17 protein-coding genes and 1 pseudogene are annotated in these 16,258 nt (G+C 43.3%); 10 read left to right on the forward strand and 8 right to left on the reverse strand.

The genetic code is table 11. From position 1 onward, the window contains the following. Positions 1 to 10 precede the first annotated feature (10 nt). Both KW548_09075 and trpS read right to left on the reverse strand, forming a co-directional pair. Entirely contained in the window at positions 11 to 574 is a 564-nt protein-coding gene (locus KW548_09075; protein ID QXX05414.1) for a hypothetical protein, read from the reverse strand. A 657-nt stretch (positions 575 to 1,231) separates the two neighbouring features. After that, a complete protein-coding gene (gene trpS, locus KW548_09080; protein ID QXX05415.1) occupies positions 1,232 to 2,254 on the reverse strand; it encodes a tryptophan--tRNA ligase in 1,023 nt (340 codons plus the stop codon). 484 nt (positions 2,255 to 2,738) lie between these two features. Here trpS and KW548_09085 point away from each other — a divergent pair, with 484 nt between their 5' ends. The 5 genes and pseudogenes from KW548_09085 (at position 2,739) to KW548_09105 (ending at position 5,380) form a co-directional block, all read left to right on the forward strand. Next, complete coding sequence (locus KW548_09085) at positions 2,739 to 3,083, forward strand: lipoprotein (GenBank protein ID QXX05416.1); 345 nt, start codon at positions 2,739 to 2,741, stop codon at positions 3,081 to 3,083. Positions 3,084 to 3,251: 168 nt separating this feature from the next. Next, positions 3,252 to 3,680 carry a GNAT family N-acetyltransferase gene (locus KW548_09090; protein ID QXX08021.1) on the forward strand — a complete coding sequence of 143 codons (429 nt, stop codon included), beginning with the start codon at positions 3,252 to 3,254 and terminating at the stop codon, positions 3,678 to 3,680. A gap of 85 nt (positions 3,681 to 3,765) precedes the next feature. Further along, on the forward strand, positions 3,766 to 4,254 hold the full coding sequence (locus KW548_09095) for a GNAT family N-acetyltransferase (protein QXX08022.1): 489 nt from the start codon (positions 3,766 to 3,768) through the stop codon (positions 4,252 to 4,254). Positions 4,255 to 4,496: 242 nt separating this feature from the next. Continuing rightward, a pseudogene (locus KW548_09100) lies at positions 4,497 to 5,031 on the forward strand (GNAT family N-acetyltransferase). A gap of 1 nt (position 5,032) precedes the next feature. After that, positions 5,033 to 5,380: a hypothetical protein gene (locus KW548_09105; GenBank protein QXX05417.1), complete on the forward strand. Its 348-nt coding sequence runs from the start codon at positions 5,033 to 5,035 to the stop codon at positions 5,378 to 5,380. A 179-nt stretch (positions 5,381 to 5,559) separates the two neighbouring features. Here KW548_09105 and KW548_09110 read toward each other — a convergent pair whose 3' ends face one another. The 6 genes from KW548_09110 to KW548_09135 all read right to left on the reverse strand — a co-directional run bounded on the left by KW548_09110 (position 5,560) and on the right by KW548_09135 (position 12,832). Then, a complete protein-coding gene (locus tag KW548_09110; GenBank protein ID QXX05418.1) occupies positions 5,560 to 6,084 on the reverse strand; it encodes a hypothetical protein in 525 nt (174 codons plus the stop codon). A gap of 467 nt (positions 6,085 to 6,551) precedes the next feature. Then, positions 6,552 to 7,439: an alpha/beta hydrolase gene (locus KW548_09115; GenBank protein ID QXX05419.1), complete on the reverse strand. Its 888-nt coding sequence runs from the start codon at positions 7,437 to 7,439 to the stop codon at positions 6,552 to 6,554. A gap of 32 nt (positions 7,440 to 7,471) precedes the next feature. Further along, the gene (locus KW548_09120) at positions 7,472 to 9,418 is read right to left on the reverse strand and encodes a TonB-dependent receptor (GenBank protein QXX05420.1); all 1,947 of its coding nucleotides are present in this window, start codon (positions 9,416 to 9,418) and stop codon (positions 7,472 to 7,474) included. A 151-nt stretch (positions 9,419 to 9,569) separates the two neighbouring features. Beyond that, positions 9,570 to 10,508: a LysR family transcriptional regulator gene (locus KW548_09125; protein QXX05421.1), complete on the reverse strand. Its 939-nt coding sequence runs from the start codon at positions 10,506 to 10,508 to the stop codon at positions 9,570 to 9,572. 381 nt (positions 10,509 to 10,889) lie between these two features. Beyond that, positions 10,890 to 12,293: an Ig-like domain-containing protein gene (locus tag KW548_09130; protein ID QXX05422.1), complete on the reverse strand. Its 1,404-nt coding sequence runs from the start codon at positions 12,291 to 12,293 to the stop codon at positions 10,890 to 10,892. 5 nt (positions 12,294 to 12,298) lie between these two features. Next, on the reverse strand, positions 12,299 to 12,832 hold the full coding sequence (locus KW548_09135) for an Ig-like domain-containing protein (protein ID QXX05423.1): 534 nt from the start codon (positions 12,830 to 12,832) through the stop codon (positions 12,299 to 12,301). Between the two features lie 658 nt (positions 12,833 to 13,490). Between KW548_09135 and KW548_09140 the strand changes: the two genes are divergently transcribed. The 5 genes from KW548_09140 to KW548_09160 all read left to right on the forward strand — a co-directional run bounded on the left by KW548_09140 (position 13,491) and on the right by KW548_09160 (position 15,982). Continuing rightward, entirely contained in the window at positions 13,491 to 13,841 is a 351-nt protein-coding gene (locus tag KW548_09140; protein QXX05424.1) for a cupin domain-containing protein, read from the forward strand. Between the two features lie 13 nt (positions 13,842 to 13,854). Then, positions 13,855 to 14,076 (forward strand): hypothetical protein, encoded by a 222-nt coding sequence (locus KW548_09145; GenBank protein ID QXX05425.1) that lies wholly within the window; start codon positions 13,855 to 13,857, stop codon positions 14,074 to 14,076. Between the two features lie 211 nt (positions 14,077 to 14,287). Continuing rightward, positions 14,288 to 15,061 (forward strand): transporter substrate-binding domain-containing protein, encoded by a 774-nt coding sequence (locus KW548_09150; GenBank protein ID QXX05426.1) that lies wholly within the window; start codon positions 14,288 to 14,290, stop codon positions 15,059 to 15,061. Positions 15,062 to 15,127: 66 nt separating this feature from the next. Then, a complete protein-coding gene (locus tag KW548_09155) occupies positions 15,128 to 15,436 on the forward strand; it encodes a hypothetical protein (protein ID QXX05427.1) in 309 nt (102 codons plus the stop codon). 129 nt (positions 15,437 to 15,565) lie between these two features. After that, the gene (locus KW548_09160; GenBank protein ID QXX05428.1) at positions 15,566 to 15,982 is read left to right on the forward strand and encodes a DUF1311 domain-containing protein; all 417 of its coding nucleotides are present in this window, start codon (positions 15,566 to 15,568) and stop codon (positions 15,980 to 15,982) included. The last annotated feature ends 276 nt before the right edge of the window (positions 15,983 to 16,258 follow it).

Genomic DNA, 16,258 nt, shown 5'->3' on the forward strand with positions numbered 1-16,258 from the left:
CCATACACCATTATGAATTTGTATTTATCCAATCAATGAAAGCATTGTACATTGGCAAGAATAGGGGCTTATCCAGACCATCGAAGTTAAAGGCCTGATGTTTGACATGAAAAACCACTTTTCCGTTACTTGGGTCTGAAACCTTTAGCTCTGCTTCGTAGTTGTACCCACCTTTACGCTTAGTACTTAATTCACCAACAAGAAACTTACCAAGGTGTTTTTGAGCATGGTACAAACCAATGTTATCTGAAACGCTGGTCACTTTTTCTGCAATACCTTCAGTTAAGATTAACTGCTCCATATCTGACTGAGTCAAAACACGATCGAAATAACCGATGTTTTCAATGGATGATTTATAAAAGTCGAGATACTTTTCGATGTTTTCCCTGTCTACTTTGGCAAAAAATAGAGATTTGTACTTTGACAGGTCGATTTTTTCGTTAACCAAGATAGATTCAGTGGCCACTTTCGTTCCTGTGTTGTAGTAGCCATCTTCTTGAGGCTTTGTTATCTTTAACGTACTACCACACCCAGAAAGTGCGAATAGGGACAGGGCAATAATCAAGTACTTCATTATTGTTTTCCTTGTGAATGTTTAGTAATGGTGTAAATAAAATACCGTAGATGTGGAATCGTTCGTCATATCAATGGGAGTATTTGTTTTATATGAAATAAACCAAAACAATGCTCACAGTCTTGATGTTGAAGTTTGGTAGATGAAACTATCAGTGATTCAATACTATCGATATAATTGATACTTTTGATGAATAAAGCGCGGGATTCTAACCTCAAGGAACGCCGTTAAAAAGAAAAAGCACATTTTGATGTTTTTTTTGTGACTTACCTCAATAATTTTGCCTTAAAGCTACAATAAATGAATATGGTCTGGTTGTTTTTTGTTCGACTTGACTGAGAAAACAGGTGTGCAGCCTTTTAGGATATGGCTCTAAGTGATTGCTCTGTGTTGATAGTGCACAGACACTTTGGAACAGATTATGACTAGAAAGGTAGAAACCACTCTCCTGAATTCAAAGCTAATGCGACAAAACTGTGGCGAATTGGCCACCTACATGCGCATCAAATCTCTATATAGAAAACGGCCTACTAGACATTGCCCGAATCCGTTGAAACAGATGCAACAAATAGGACAGAACCCACTCAATCAGGCGCTGTCCTTAAAAGTGCTACTGGTCTGAGTATCTGTCGATGCTGAATCGACAACGCCAGCCTTTCAGAAGAGATTAAGGCCGAAGATATCTTTTACATCAAAAAGCACTTTTTGTGTTTTCTCTCTAGATACTTGGCTGCCTTTGCGCAGCACATCCACCAATTGAGCTCGATCATTCAGAAATTCCTGTCTTCTGTCTCTGATCGGTTTAAGCATTTCTTGTAGACACTCCTCTAGGATCTTTTTTGTCGTACCATCACCAAGTCCGCCGCTCTGATACTGTTGTTTGAGTCGCTTGACTTCATCTTGATCTGGATGGAAAGCATCGAGATAGGTAAACACCACGTTGCCTTCGATTTGACCCGGATCTTCAACTCGCAGGTGATTGGGGTCCGTATACATAGATTTGACCGCTGCAGAGATCTCTTTTTCACTGGCACCAAGATTAATGGTGTTGCCCATCGTCTTAGACATCTTATTTTTACCGTCTGTGCTGGGCAAACGGGGAGCGTTACTGAGTAAGGGGCGGCATTCATTTAAGATAGCTTTGCCAGCTAAAGAGTTCACTTTCCTTACTATCTCATTGGTTTGCTCAAGCATGGGTATTTGGTCATCACCCACGGGAATCAGAGAAGCATTGAAAGCTGTGATGTCAGCCGCTTGAGATATAGGGTAGGTAAGAAAACCGGCCGGAATAGAGCGTTCAAACCCTTTGTTGTGAATTTCACTTTTGACCGTTGGGTTGCGCTCCAATCGACTGATAGTAACCAGATTGCTGTAGTACATGGTGAGTTCGGCGAGTGCAGGCAGTTGGGATTGCAGACAGATGGTTGTTTTGGATGGATCGATGCCGACCGCTAAGTAATCTGCAACCACATTCAAGATGTTCGAAGATACCTTGTTCGGGTTATGTGCGTTGTCTGTAAGGCCTTGCATATCCGCAACAAGAATAGTCTGCTCATGAATGTCTTGAAGGTGAACACGCGGCTTTAAAGAACCGACGTAATGTCCCAGGTGCAATGGGCCAGTGGCTCGATCTCCGGTTAGAATAATGTCCGGTGTTTCAGTCTGCAGTTTGTTTAACATTTTTCTGTCTCCTAGTTAAATAGAGGGCTACTGGAGATAGAAATAGGGATGACATACTTAGCTACCTTCCAGCAGCTAAAGAATGTAAGAATTCAGTGCCGCTCTAATTAGAGCGCCACCAGAAGAAAGATGAAGTAAGCATTAAGATACATTTCATTGGCACAAGCTAACAACAAAAACTAACAAATACAACCCTTTAAGCCTGCCTTTAATATAAAACTGGCTTGATATGCCAGTAGAAGATGAAATAAATTACTGTTAATCATCAGACTGACGCAACGCTCGCCACTATAATGCGCTTTGTTGAAAAAGCGATAACACACAGGCTCATTTTTTATCGGACGCCAGAAATCGAGCATGTAATATATGCTTTATTTTTTAATGGTTTATGTTAGCTTGATTGAAGGTTAGGCGGCAGAAAACCAAGACTGTCCATGATAAAAGATGGTGGCGAAATACAAAACTTAGACTGTCGAGAGAAGTGATGAAAAAACCGTTAATAATTTTGCTGGCTTTATTGGCACTTGCCGGGTGCAGTAAGCCGCTACCTGAAGAAAAACTTTCTTATGTTGGTGAGTGGCAAAGTGCAGAAATGTACTTGTTAATTCTTGCAGATGGTACGGTAGCTTATGAGCGCTTAAAGAGTGGAGGAACCACTTCGATAAATGCGTCAATCAAAGAGTTTGTTGGTGACGACTTTGTTGTGGGGTTTTCCTTTTTAACCACAACCTTTGTTGTGTCCAAACCTCCTCAATTAATAGAAGGTCAGTGGTTGATGGAAGTGGATGGCGTGACATTGGTCAAGACCGATGAAACCAGTTCAGGTTAAAAGACGCCGATACAAACGACTTACGTCAGACGACTTACTCTTGGCGTTTTTTTCTTGGAGTTTGAGGGTTAACTCGTTTGTTGTAATAAAAAGGCGTTAGCCACTATAAATGGAGTAGAAATGACAATAATAAATGAAGTAGAAATGACAATAATAAATGAAGTAGAAATGACAATAATCGAAGCCGACAACTCGATGAAGGAAGCGATCGGTAAATTCTACAAAGAGCAGGGGTATCACAGCGCTTGGTCGGAGACAGAAAGAGCGTTTATTTGCCTGAATGACGGGGTGATTATCGGTGCCGTGAAAGTAGAACTTATTCATGATGTCACCATACTCAGAGGCATGTACATTGCCTCTGATTTTCAAGGTCAAGGGTTAGGGCGCCAATTTCTTCAGCACATTGAACCTGTATTAAATTTGCGTACAGCCTACTGCATGCCTCTCGCACATGTGACCGACTTTTATAAACAAATCAATTTTAAAGAAATTGAAGAGAGCCAGTACCCGGAGTTTTTGCAACAGCGCTGCAGGAAGTACCGAGAAATGGGTTACACAATAACCACAATGCGTCGTGACAAGATAGAACAAAGATAGACTCACAGCGCTTCACTTCTAATACAGTTACGGTTTATGACCACAGGAGAATCAGCAGTTGAAAATTCAAACAGACAGATTGGAAATGGCTCAAATTACGGCTGATGACTGGGGGTTGTTTCAGGCTCTTAATCAAGACCCTGCGGTGATCCACTTATGTTTCGATGAGCCATCATTGGAAGAAATTAAGCAGAGTTTTGAGTCACGGCTTCCTCTATGGAACAACCGTTCAGAGCATTGGTTGTGTTTGACGATGACGCTGAAAGAAACGGGTGAAAAAATAGGTGTGACTGGCTTTCGTATTACGGACGGTCGTGCAGAAGTTGGCTATTTGATTTTACCTCGCTATCACGGCCAAGGTTTGGGGTCGGAATCGTTAAAAGCCTTAATAACATGGGCATCCGAAGAGCAAGGTATTCACTCCTTCGACGCGATAGTGACACAAGGAAACATCGGCTCGGAGAAAGTACTGACCAAGAGCGGATTTTCTCTTAAAAAGGTCGTACCGGAAGCGTATAAGATTGGTGGGAAGTGGTACGCAGACCATATCTACAGTGACGAACATACGGTTTGATAACGAAAACGGATTCGCAACGCATGGCATTTTCGCTAGGCGTTGGATTAGATGGTTATGGTGTGATGCGGCTTTCGGGTGATTCAATTAGTTTGTTAGCAAATGCAAAACAACGAAAATAGCAGCCTAAAAAAGAAAATTAGACTCACGATCGAATTGGAACGTCGCGCATTATTAGAAAATGATCACAGGGCTGGTTATCGCAAAGCGTTTTGTGTCAGTTAGGGCTTATAAGGAAAATCATGCAATTAGAATTAGATGGTTATTATTTACGTTCGTTGGATGTAGGAGACGCGGACACATTTTATCAGTGGTCTTGTGATCGTGAGGTCACGGTGTACAGCCTATCTTCATATGCTTACCCACAATCCAAATCAGATATAGAAAAATGGCTTTTATCCATTAACTCGAGTACAAAGACAGTCTCTTTTGGCATCTGTTGTAAAGCAAGTGATCGCCTTATTGGATATGCTGGCCTATCAGGTATCAGCACGTTAAATCGCAGTGGTGAGTATTTTATTCTGATTGGTGAAAAAAAGTGACTGGGGTAAGGGCATCGGTACGGCAGTGACGAAACGAGTAACGGATTACGCTATCGACACGCTTGGTCTGCACAGAGTGCAACTTACCGCAAGCGCTGTTAATGTGGGTGCCATTAAAGCTTATGAAAATGCCGGCTATCAACATGAGGGTGTGATGCGACAATCAGGTTTTCGCAACGGTCAATTTGTCGATAAAGTATTAATGTCAGTGCTCTCGACAGAGTGGCAAGGATGATATGAAGTTCTTTTTTGGTGTTATCGCTTTTATCCTTAGCCTAATCGTTCTCTATGCATTGAGTAGCTACGTCACGGAGAAACTGCGCAAGCAGTTAATGAACAAATATAATGACAAAGAATTGGTTGAAAAATTGTTGATGCGAATGATTTGGCAAGGTCAGACTGAAGAGCAACTATTGGATGCGATTGGGCAGCCTGCTCATTGTTTGCAAGATGACGGCCAAACGAAAGTATTGCAATACGAGCCAGCTCGAAGTGGCCGTATTTCCTCGGTGTCTTTGCATCCCCAGCGCTTTAAGGTGACGCTTGAAAATGGAAAGGTGGTTGACTGGGACAGGAAGCAATAACTCACTAAGGGCGAGTCATCTTCTCTGTCTTGTATGAGAGGAATAAAGTTTCATACTCGTTAACTTGGCCATCCGATAAACACGTTTCTGGACATAAATGTTTTAGGTTTACTGATCTAAACCGTTTCGTTCAAATTAGAAAAAGTACCTTGAAACCTTAAACGCTTGTATGCTGATTTTCAGTGATGGTGGTGTCCCTTAGAACTATAACCTCGTAACTTGTTGTATTTATGTACTTGATTTGGAGTAAGGATCGCCTTTTGTACTAAATGTGCGTTTACATGAACCGCTCGTAATTTACCTTCAATTAAAGCAATATTTTGTATACTACTCGTTACTTTACTGTCAGAGATCTCGCCAGAAACAAAAGCTATTTCAAGTTCTTTCTCTGCTGTAATCAAATCAGAACCAAGCACCTTAGCGTTGTTTTTCATAGTATTAAAGAGTTCTTCAGTCTGCTCTTTTTGCTCCTCACTAAGTTGCAGTTCCTTAGACAACTCCAACACATGTGCAGGGCCAGGATAGCCATTTAGTTCAGCTACTTTTGCATAACCCAAACCGTTTCCGTCGAGCAAACCTCGAACTTTTTCTTGCGATAATGCCTTAATTTCTCTTGACTCTTGCCCCACGTAAGACGATGTACTATCCGCTACCGTGATAGAACTAAAGCATGCCAAAATTGATAAAATGAAAATTTTACGCATATGTGAAAATCCTTTTAAATCAGATAACTCTTATTAGACAGCAAAAACCTCTCTTTCAATATAGAGTCTATCTATTTAGCTCTTTACATCATTAAACCACAAGATGGTTGCCATTAAAAAAATCAACAAGTTAAACGGAGAATAGTTAAAGAGGCGCAAAAAACTAGATTTAATCCGCCTATCATGATTTTTTGTACTGCAAGTGATTGGCGATTAGATAAAATAAGTCAAAATGCTAGGTTTGAAATCAGGTTTAGTGTCAACTTGACTCATTAGGGGCACTCTCGTGTTTGAAAGTGCCAACTGTGAAGGTTCTGGACATAAATGCGTTAGAGTATCCCCCCAAATGGCTATAAGTTGACTTAACCATTTCCTAAGGAATAAACTGATTCGCCATTAGTCTGAATGGCTAGGACTCCAACCGATAGATATGAAAAAGCCTTCTAAACTTTTAGACCGAATATTGATTAGATCTGTTTGTTCGGAAAGTGATTATTTAAGAACTCCAAAACATGAGGAACGTACTTCTCAGTATCAAAGACTGGTGCACTGTGTCCGACACCCTCTTCAATGTAAAGTTGGTTGGTGACTCCGTGCTCATCAAGCTTCGCTTTAAGTATCTCACTTTGAGATAGCGGTACTCGTTTGTCTAAGGTGCCATGTAATTGAATGTATGGCGGAGTATTTTCACTCACGTAACTCGTCGTTGATGCTTGCTTGGCAACCTCTGGGATGTTGCTAGGGATATCCCCTAAGAAGCGAGATACTGACGACTTCTTGCTGGTTTTCTTACCCCCCTTATTGCCTAACTCAAGTAAATCAGTAGGACCGAAAAAACTCACCACAGCAGAAACCTTATATTTCGGCGGTTCATAGAAATCCACTTGATTGTATGCTGAGTTAGTTGCGCCGATAAAGCCCGCCAAATGGCCACCCGCAGAGCGTCCCATCATCACGAGATTATCTGCTTTGATACCGAGCTTTTCAGCATTATCGTGCAGATAGTTCAGTGCATCATTGATGTCTTGAACAGGCTTAGGAAAGGTCGCCTCCCCACTCAAACGATAATCAACCGACGCCAACGCATAGCCCTCATTCAATACAGATTGGAGTAATAAAGGGTTCTTTTCTGGGATTGCATCTTTGCTCCCACGTTTCCATGCACCACCATGCACCCAAACCAACAACGGGTATTGCGTATTTGCTTCAGCCGAGGGTGTATAAAGGTCGAGCTTAATCTCTCTTTCACCTACGGTTTTGAACAAGATGTCTTTCTCTACATTGAACTCCCCTGCGAAACAGGCAAAAGGCATGAGTAATAGAGAGGTCATTGCAGACTTAATTTTCGTATTCATAGTTTTGTTCTTCGCCTAAAAAGGTAACTCGATCAGAAAGTCGCTTCAGCCGCTAACCAGTAACGTCGGCCATCTTCAATGTAACCAAACTCTTCCTCTGTGGTTTGTTCATCGAACAAGTTATAAACCGCTGCCATTAACTTCACATTGTTAGTGACACGCCAGTTCGCACCAAGGTCCACGTAAGTAATAGAAGGTGCTAATGTTCTTGTACTATCGCTCGTAATGTTATTTTTCTCTTCGCCTTGATAGTTCACACGCACCCATGAAGCAACATCGTCACGCACTGCCCAATCACCGTTAATCGAGATTAGATGTTCAGGTGCTTGAACAAGTGGTAAGCCATTATCTTCGTCACTGGTGTTCTTCTCACTGCGAGTGTAAGTGTAGGTTGCACTTAGTATGATCGATTCGGTAATGCCCTTAGATACTGAGCTTTCCGCACCATAGCTAATCGCATCATCAATGTTGATATAGGTGCGGTCACAGCGCCTACTATCTGTACAAGTTGGATCGACAAATTCACTTTCTATTTTATTTTTGAAATCGCTGTAAAACAGAGTAACGTTTGCAGAAAGATCTCTATCATCGACGTAATATAACCCCATCTCCGTGTTGACTGATGTCTCTGGCGTTAGCTCTGGATTTCCATAAATGGCGCAACGGCCTCGACAGCTCTCTTGAACCCAGTCTTCGTCCATTTCTGTCAGGCTAGGCGCTCGATAGCCGGTAGAGACACCACCTTTTAGTGTCCAGCTCGAATCAATGGACCAAACCCCGTAGACTCTTGGGCTAAGCTGCCCATCAAAAATCTCATTGTCGTCGTAACGTAAGCCAAGAGTGAGAGCGAATGTATCCGTCAGATACCATTCATCTTCAGCAAATATTGCCCATTGTTGGTTTTTAGAAGTCAGCGATAAACTATTATCTGTTAGATCCTTTTGCTCAAATGATGCGCCTAGTGTGAGGTAGTGAGCATCAATAGGCAGGCCTAGCTGAGTATTGATTTGGCTATTTTTGACCTCTTTATCTGCACCGATATTTTTGACTGTTTCAGTGCTAATAAATGAAGCGCTCGTCCCCCATGCGTAATCACCATCGTGACCAAGACCAATAGATTGACGCTCATATTCTCGCTCGGCGACTTGAGATTCTCGCACCACTGACTTGTCTAGGGTCGTCACTCGCTCTTGGTTGTGATTGGTAAATTCTAACGTGAAGGTATCATCCGTCGTTGGAGTCAGGTAGACAGACGCTCGATAGTTATCGAGGGTTTTACCCGCATAACCACCTTCTATCTCGTCTTCTTTTCTTTCTTGATATAGGCCAGTCACAGAAGCACTTAATAGACCATCGACAATTGGGCCAGCAAGGTATAACTGTCCTTGATAGCTGTTCCCTGATTTTGAGTTTTGTTGAAGCGTCATTTCAGTTCGCAAACTGCCGTGCCATTGTTGATAGTCTTTTCGAGTAATGATGTTAATCACACCACCTAATGCATCTGAGCCATACAAAGTCGACATAGGGCCACGGACGACTTCGATGCGTTCAATCGCACTTAGTGGCGGTAGCCAATCTTGTTCGGTAAATGTACTACCGTTGGTTTGGGTTTCTCGGCCAGACTGCTTTCTGCCATCGACGAGAATTGCCGTATATTGAGCAGGCATACCTCGGATTGAGATGTCTTGTCCATCACCACCCCCCGTCACTGTGACTCCAGGGATGTCAGTTAGGGCATCGGTAAGGTCTTTATAAGAACGGTTTTCAAGTTGTTCTCGAGTGAGAACACTGATTGTTGCGGGTGCTTCTGTAACCAGTTGTTCGTACCCAGAGGCCGAAACGACCATGGTCTCCATGGTCGTTGTATTGTTGTTATCTGAAGCGGAAAGTTGGTTACTCGCAATACTTGCCATAGGTACAGCAAGACATGCACAAGCGACGGATGTAGACAGTAGAGTATGTGAGAAAATAGGTTTCATATTGAGCTAATTTAGAATGTAATTGCATTTAATAACTATTCTCAATTAGACATGATTCAAACAATCACTGACAAGATAATCTCTATCGTAAAAACAGAATGTGACTATCCATAATACGAATAGTTAAAGTTAGATTATCCGTCTAAAGCATTTAAGATAAGGTGTCTTTGCCAACATAAAGCTGCTTAAAGATATCACGTACCCACTCACACATCGGGTCATCGTTAAAGCGTTTATGCCAATATAGATAGACTTCTTGGAAGTCCAACTGCAACTTAGTGGGGACTTCACGTACGATTAAGCGAGGATCTTGGCAGGCTGCTTCAGCAAATGGTGTCGGCAGATGAAAAATAATATCTGTTTCCGCAGCAATGCTGGGGGCAGAACTAAAATTGCTTAGTTGAACTGGCGCTGACAAGCGTTGTTTTTTGTTTGCTAATCCAAGCTCTTGGTACTTATGTTCAAAAGACAGCCGTTTCTCACCCTGCAAAGAAACTTGTCCAAAATCGAAATCAGCGAGTTTTTCGGGGGTAAGCTCTTGGTCAGCCAATGGGTGTTCGCGGTTCATTAACAAGCGGAATGTGCGCTTCGCAACGACCATTCGGTAGATATTTTGCTCAGAGCTTGGCGGCTGGTGAGAAGACAGGGCGAAATGAACATCCCCTGCCACTAATGCATCAAAATGACGTTTTGGTGCTGAATCCAAGCTGACCGTAAGATTCGGGGCTTGTTGTCGAATCTTGGCAATCACCTTAGGCATTAAAGTATTTATCTGCGGAAGAAGCCCATAAACCTTGACCGTGCTTGTGACGGTGCTTGGGTCAAAAGAGTCTTTGTGGGCAAGTTTCTCTAAACTGGTAATGACATTGTTGATGTCATGCTTTACCGACTCAGCTTTGGGTGTCAGCTCATATCCGTACTTCTTGCGTACCAACAATTCGTCATCAAAGAAAACTCGCATTTTTTGCAATGCTCGACTTACCGCCGACTGACTCATGTTTAAAGCCATAGCAGTATTCGAGACATGCTTTTCTTCCAGAAGATGCTTTAAAACAAACAGTAAATTCAAATCAATTTGAGATATGTTCATGTCAATACCACTCACAAAGCTTCCAGTAGGTGACATAGTACATAAACTATTAAAGATTGTGATAAGTGTTTTCGATCCATCAATCTTCGATTAGACTGATTTCGATCAATACGTCAGTTATCGTGTTAACACGGAATGGGCCACAGACGATTCAGAAAAGGCATCGTACCGCTGTGAACGCTGCCTTTTTAGTATGATACTTTAATACTCAGTATGATTATTACTTGATTTCAGACTTTATTACTCTCCCACATGTCTGTTATGAGTAGCGCAAACAATGGAGCGCACATAACACACGTTGTAAGGTTCAAGGTTTTTTCCAGTCTTCGATAGGCGAAATAGAGTAAGCTAATCCACTCAAAAAGAGGCGGAAAGACCAATCTAAGGATTATTTGAAACACACGAAGCGAAGAACTTATGTTTTGAACCAGGGGCGTGGCCCCAATAGTGCCATGAGGATTCGAATTTATTGTAGGCTTCCCAACGACCTTTAGTAGCAGCAGGGGTTGAGGTCCAATAATAATCCGCGTCTCGGTTCCAATTTTGAGCGGCCCAAGAATATTCATGCAACCTCTTCATTTCATCCAGTGTCGATAAACGCCAGTTGGAGCGTCCGAAGAGATTCCTCTCACCGTACCGGGTGCACAAGGCAGCCGCTTTTGGCTGAGTGAATGTATAAAACATACCATTAGTGCCACTTGTATGTGGACTCCCGCCGAGTCCAAGGCTATCAAGGTAAGCAATGGAAGGGGTAGTGGTAAACAGCTTGTTACTATTGTCTATGGTGTGAAGACACTTACCGGTTACATTGGTCCCGTCGCCACTGCATACGTTGATATCAACGCTATGATTAAAACCGTTATGATAAGCGGTGATGCTGGTACTGCCTTCATTAAGCCCTGTGACCAAGCCGTCAGTAGTGACTGACATAGTACTGCTATTCACAGGTGCAAACCAAGTAACAGAATCACTGACGTCAGAGGAGGAACCATCACTGTAGACGGCGGTGGCTTTCATCGGTTGGGTGGCATTGAGCATCAACCCAACAGTGGGCGGATTCAACGTTAGCCCCGTCATAACCGCGTTGGTGACATCAACGTCAATGGTATTACTGGTGACGCCATCTTTAACCGCAGTGAGGGTGGTGTTGCCGACGCTCCCTCCTGACAGTAAGCCCTCAGGGGTGACGCTTGCGGTGATGGGATCGATAGATTCCCAACTGACGGAATCACTAATATTGGAAGAGGTACCGTCACTGTACGTTGCCATAGCGGTCAGTGGTTCTGTCTGACCTTTAGCGATAGAGACGGTGGTTGGTGTGACGCTAATGCTGGTGAGCAAGGCGTCAGAGACCTGCACGTCAATGGTATTGCTGGTGACGCCATCTTTAAACGCGGTCAGGGTGGTGTTGCCGACACCCACTCCTGACAATAAGCCATCAGGGGTGATCATTGCCTTGTTCCCAATCGGTGCCCAGATAACGGACTTGCTGACGTCGTGTATCGAGCCATCACTGTAGGTGGCTTCGGCCTTCAACGCTTGGCCCTGCCCCTTGGCGACACTGACCGTTGTGGGTGTAACGTCAAGACTTTTGATCACGGCATCACTGACCTTCACGCTCACTGTGTTACTGGTGACGCCATCTTTAAACGCGGTCACGGTGGCGTCGCCCACTGCGCTCCCTGAAAGCACACCGTTATCGGTGACGGTTGCGTTGCTGGTACCGACACTCCAATTGACGAGGTCACTGATATTGGAAGACGTGCCATCATTGTATATTGCCATCGCCGTCAGGGGGCTTCCTGTCCTTTGGCTACGGTAAGCGTCGTGGGTGTGACATGGATGGCTGTGAGGACGGCATCGGTGACATCAACGTTCACAGTATTACTGGTGACACCATCTTTCACGGCGGAGATGGTCGTATCGCCCACATTGTCGCCCTTGAGTAAGCCATGCTCGTTTTTGGTGGTCACTGTGACAGTGGCAGTATCATCGGACACCCAAGAGACAGAGTCACTGATATTTATCGACAGACCATTATTGTATGTCGCGGTGGCGATTAATGGTTGGTGATAGCCTTTTGCGACCTTCACTGCTGAAGGTGTGACGACGATATCTGTGATAACGGCGTCGGCAACCTTTACTTCCACCGTGTTACTGGTGAGGTTACCTTTGCTAAAAGTGACCGTTATTGGACCCGACGCTTTCCCTTTCAAAACACCCGATTGAATAAACTCGCCTAACTCTGTGTCACTGGATTGCCAATCCTCAACAGCTAATTCCTCGGTTAACACTTTAGATTGGCCATTAGAGTATTCACCCACCGCGATAAATGATTGTTCGTTGCCCGTGATCAGCGTGATCTCACTCGTCCCCTTGGTTTTGACTGGGAAGGCAGTAAGAGTAAGCCGCTCTAATTGAGCAATAGCCGCGTCTTGGCTGGGGGCTGGTCTAGTTGAAGGGGGTGACTGTGGAGGCCCACCTTCTATTTGAGAAGCCCCATCTTCCGAACCCCACAGCCTGAGATCAGCAACACCGTCAAGGTCAATACCATAAGGGTGAAAAGATCCTTACGATTACCCATTATATTTTCCTCCTTTTTGTTTGTTAACTTGAAAGATTGGAAACGAAACGCAGGGTGGATTTGAGTAATTAATGGGTAATTTATGGTCGAACATTGATATTGCGTTGATATTCCACTTTGCTCATACCAGAGTGCGCGTGTAGTCCTGACTCACACCGTGGCGCCATGGTTTGTTCTAGCTATTGGATGTCGCCTGGATTGGCCTTCACTCTGATTTGATTGCGAAAAGTAGAGTGCTTAGTTGAGATAGTAGAATACTCAATATATTGCTTTATTTTTTAGTGGCTTATGGTAGTTTTATGGCAGTTGGGTAGACAGAAAACAAGACTGCCTATTATCGATAGTGTGAGAGGGCTTGGCCGCCCAGCAGAACATAATAAGAAAGGAATTCGGCAACAATGATACGTAATTTTTACACGTGCGATAAAGAAGTGGATTACAACAGCCATGATGGAGAAGGCAAGGTTGATATCTATCGTGCTTTTAGGCGCAAAGATTTCGATGGTGCATGGGATTTCGCTATTCGTGTTGTTATGCCGCCGGGAAGCTCGATGGGTGAACATACTCATGGAGATGATGAAGAAATGTACATCATTTTGAAAGGTGAAGGCACTATGACCATTGAGGGGAAAGAAAGAAAAGTGGCTTCAGGAGATATGATAGTGAATAAACGCTTCGGTACCCATGGTTTGATCAACACATCAAACGATGAAATTGAGCTATTAATTATTCAAGCCAGTCTAAAGTAAATGGCCATAACCAGTGCTTATAGCAGCATGCTCTATTCGGGCGAGTGATTTCCCTGCAGATAAAGGCGTTTTGCCATTGGAAAAAGAGCAAAGCCACATCTGTGTGGTGACCATTCCTGACTCTCGCCACAATGATATGACAGATGACGGCCCTGAATGGTTGAAGGAGAAAATGAATTTCTTGGTTCGTCACTACCTGCAACAACAGTCATGTTCAACACTTAAGGCAGTGTGATAATCCGCTTGAAACGGCGCATTATTCGAGCCATTCACCACAACTTTGCTTATTCTAGCTTCACACAGTGGTTTTCGCGCTAAAGAAAGCTCCATAAATTTGGCTGTGGAGGCGCCCGCCCGAGCATTGTTTTGGTGGCAACCGTCACTCTATGCCCTCCATTTAATGTATAATGCTATCATTAATGGTCAATATGAATTGGAGAGCATGGATGCGTTTCTTGTTGAGAAAACAGCCTTTTTTACAGAGGATGGTGCTGCTTTTTCTCGTCGTTGCCACTTTGCCCTGCCGGGGAAACACCGTACATCTAGCCAATGGTGAATGGCCTCCTTTTCAGTCCAGTCGACTCAATCATGGTGGTTTTGTTTCGCATATCGTAGCGGAGGCCTTTGCAAGCCAAGGGGTTCAGGTGGAGTTCACCTATCTACCTTGGAAACGAGGCTACCAACAAGCTCGATTTGGCGCTCTAGATGGTACGTTTATTTGGGGTAAAACATCCCAAAGAGAAGAGAGTTTTTATTTTTCAGATGCTGTCGTTGGATTATCCACCGCCGTATTCTTTCAATCAGGCAAAAAGGTGAGTTGGGAAAACATACCAGAGCTTGGTCAATATCGGGTCGGTGGTGTGATTGGCTATGACTATGGACTCTCTGAGTGGGAACAATCAGGGAAAATCAACATACTTAGGCTTGAAGATTTAGATGTCGCGCTGAAGATGTTGGTTAAAAATAGGCTAGATGTTGTACTTGCCGATGTAGAAGTAGGTTTATACATACTAAGAAAATTAGGACTAGAAAACAAAGTGTCTATATCGGAACAAAGGTTCAATACTGATAAGCTATTTTATTTACTTATTTCCCGTCAAATAGAAGCTGGTCCTGAACTCATTAAAGCTTTTAATAAGGGCTTAATCGAACTGAAGCAATCTGGTCAATTGGAAGCATTATTTCGCGCCAATCGAAATGGAGAGTACCTGAAAAAGTAAAGGCTTAACCTAGTGTTTAGTGATAGCATATCGGCTTAATTCGCAATGTGTAGCGTTAGAGTTTCGATGATGATAAATAGCACTAAAGCAACGCTAGTCGCTACTTTGTTGATGCATGTAATACTGTTTATCACGGTAGAACATGCGCTTTCTAGCGGTAGCGATTTTCAAATCATGGCGCTAATCATCTTGTGGTGTGTTGGCTCACTAACGGCGGCTTATCAATTTCGCAAACTTACTCGATCGCAAAAGACAAAGACGCTACTGATTAAATTGGGCCATGTCGCGTTGTGGCTTATCGCGCTGCTACCCATTAGCTTAGGGACACTTCTATTGTTTCTTGCTGTCGCTCTTCATGGTGTGGATTTTAGATAAGGTAGGCCTGAAAACTAGCGGTCCAACAAATGTTTACGGTTTGAGTGATCGTTAGTGTTTAGGGCACACTGGTGTAAATTGGGCAATGTGTTGCCCAGGATTGAACCTGATGTGCTTGCGGAGAAAATAATGAGAAATAGTGTAATCCTAGCTTTGGCTTGTCTTTCGTTTGGCGCCATGGCTGATGAGCAAGCCATTGACTGTGATGCTGCGTTTACAACCATCGAGATAAATCAGTGTGCCGCCATAGAGCTGGATGCTGCCAACACTGAGTTGGAGAAATACCTCAAGGCCAGTTTGGACCATAATTCGTTTGATTCAAAGTTAGTCGCAGCAATTAAACTCGCTCAAACGGACTGGCAAACATATATGTCCTCACATTGTGATTCAGTTTATACACAATGGCGTGATGGAACGATTCGTGGAGCGATGTCGATCTCTTGCAAAACTAAGCTTACCAAGCAAAGAACGCATGAATTATGGGAAAACTTTTTAACTTATATGGACAGTACGCCACCCGTTTTGCCAGAGCCAAGTTTGTACTAGAAGTTGCTCACCGAAATAACAAGATTTAAGCGGATTTATCATGCTTGGCATGTTTGCGTGAGTCCGCCTAAGTGGTTGCTGCGTTACCTGCCTACTTACCCACATCACTGATCTGAAAATGTTTGCTTGTTCCATTGGTTGAATGGTTACTTGCGGCATTTTTTCGTTTAGAAACGCCGCAAAGTGGGTAACACCCTAGACTCATTTGCATCTCGCTTATGAATGGTTACTTACTAAAACTTATTCAACTCATTTAGTACAGCTCATTAAGTACAA

Source organism: Vibrio neptunius, assembly GCA_019339365.1.
GTDB lineage: Bacteria > Pseudomonadota > Gammaproteobacteria > Enterobacterales > Vibrionaceae > Vibrio > Vibrio neptunius.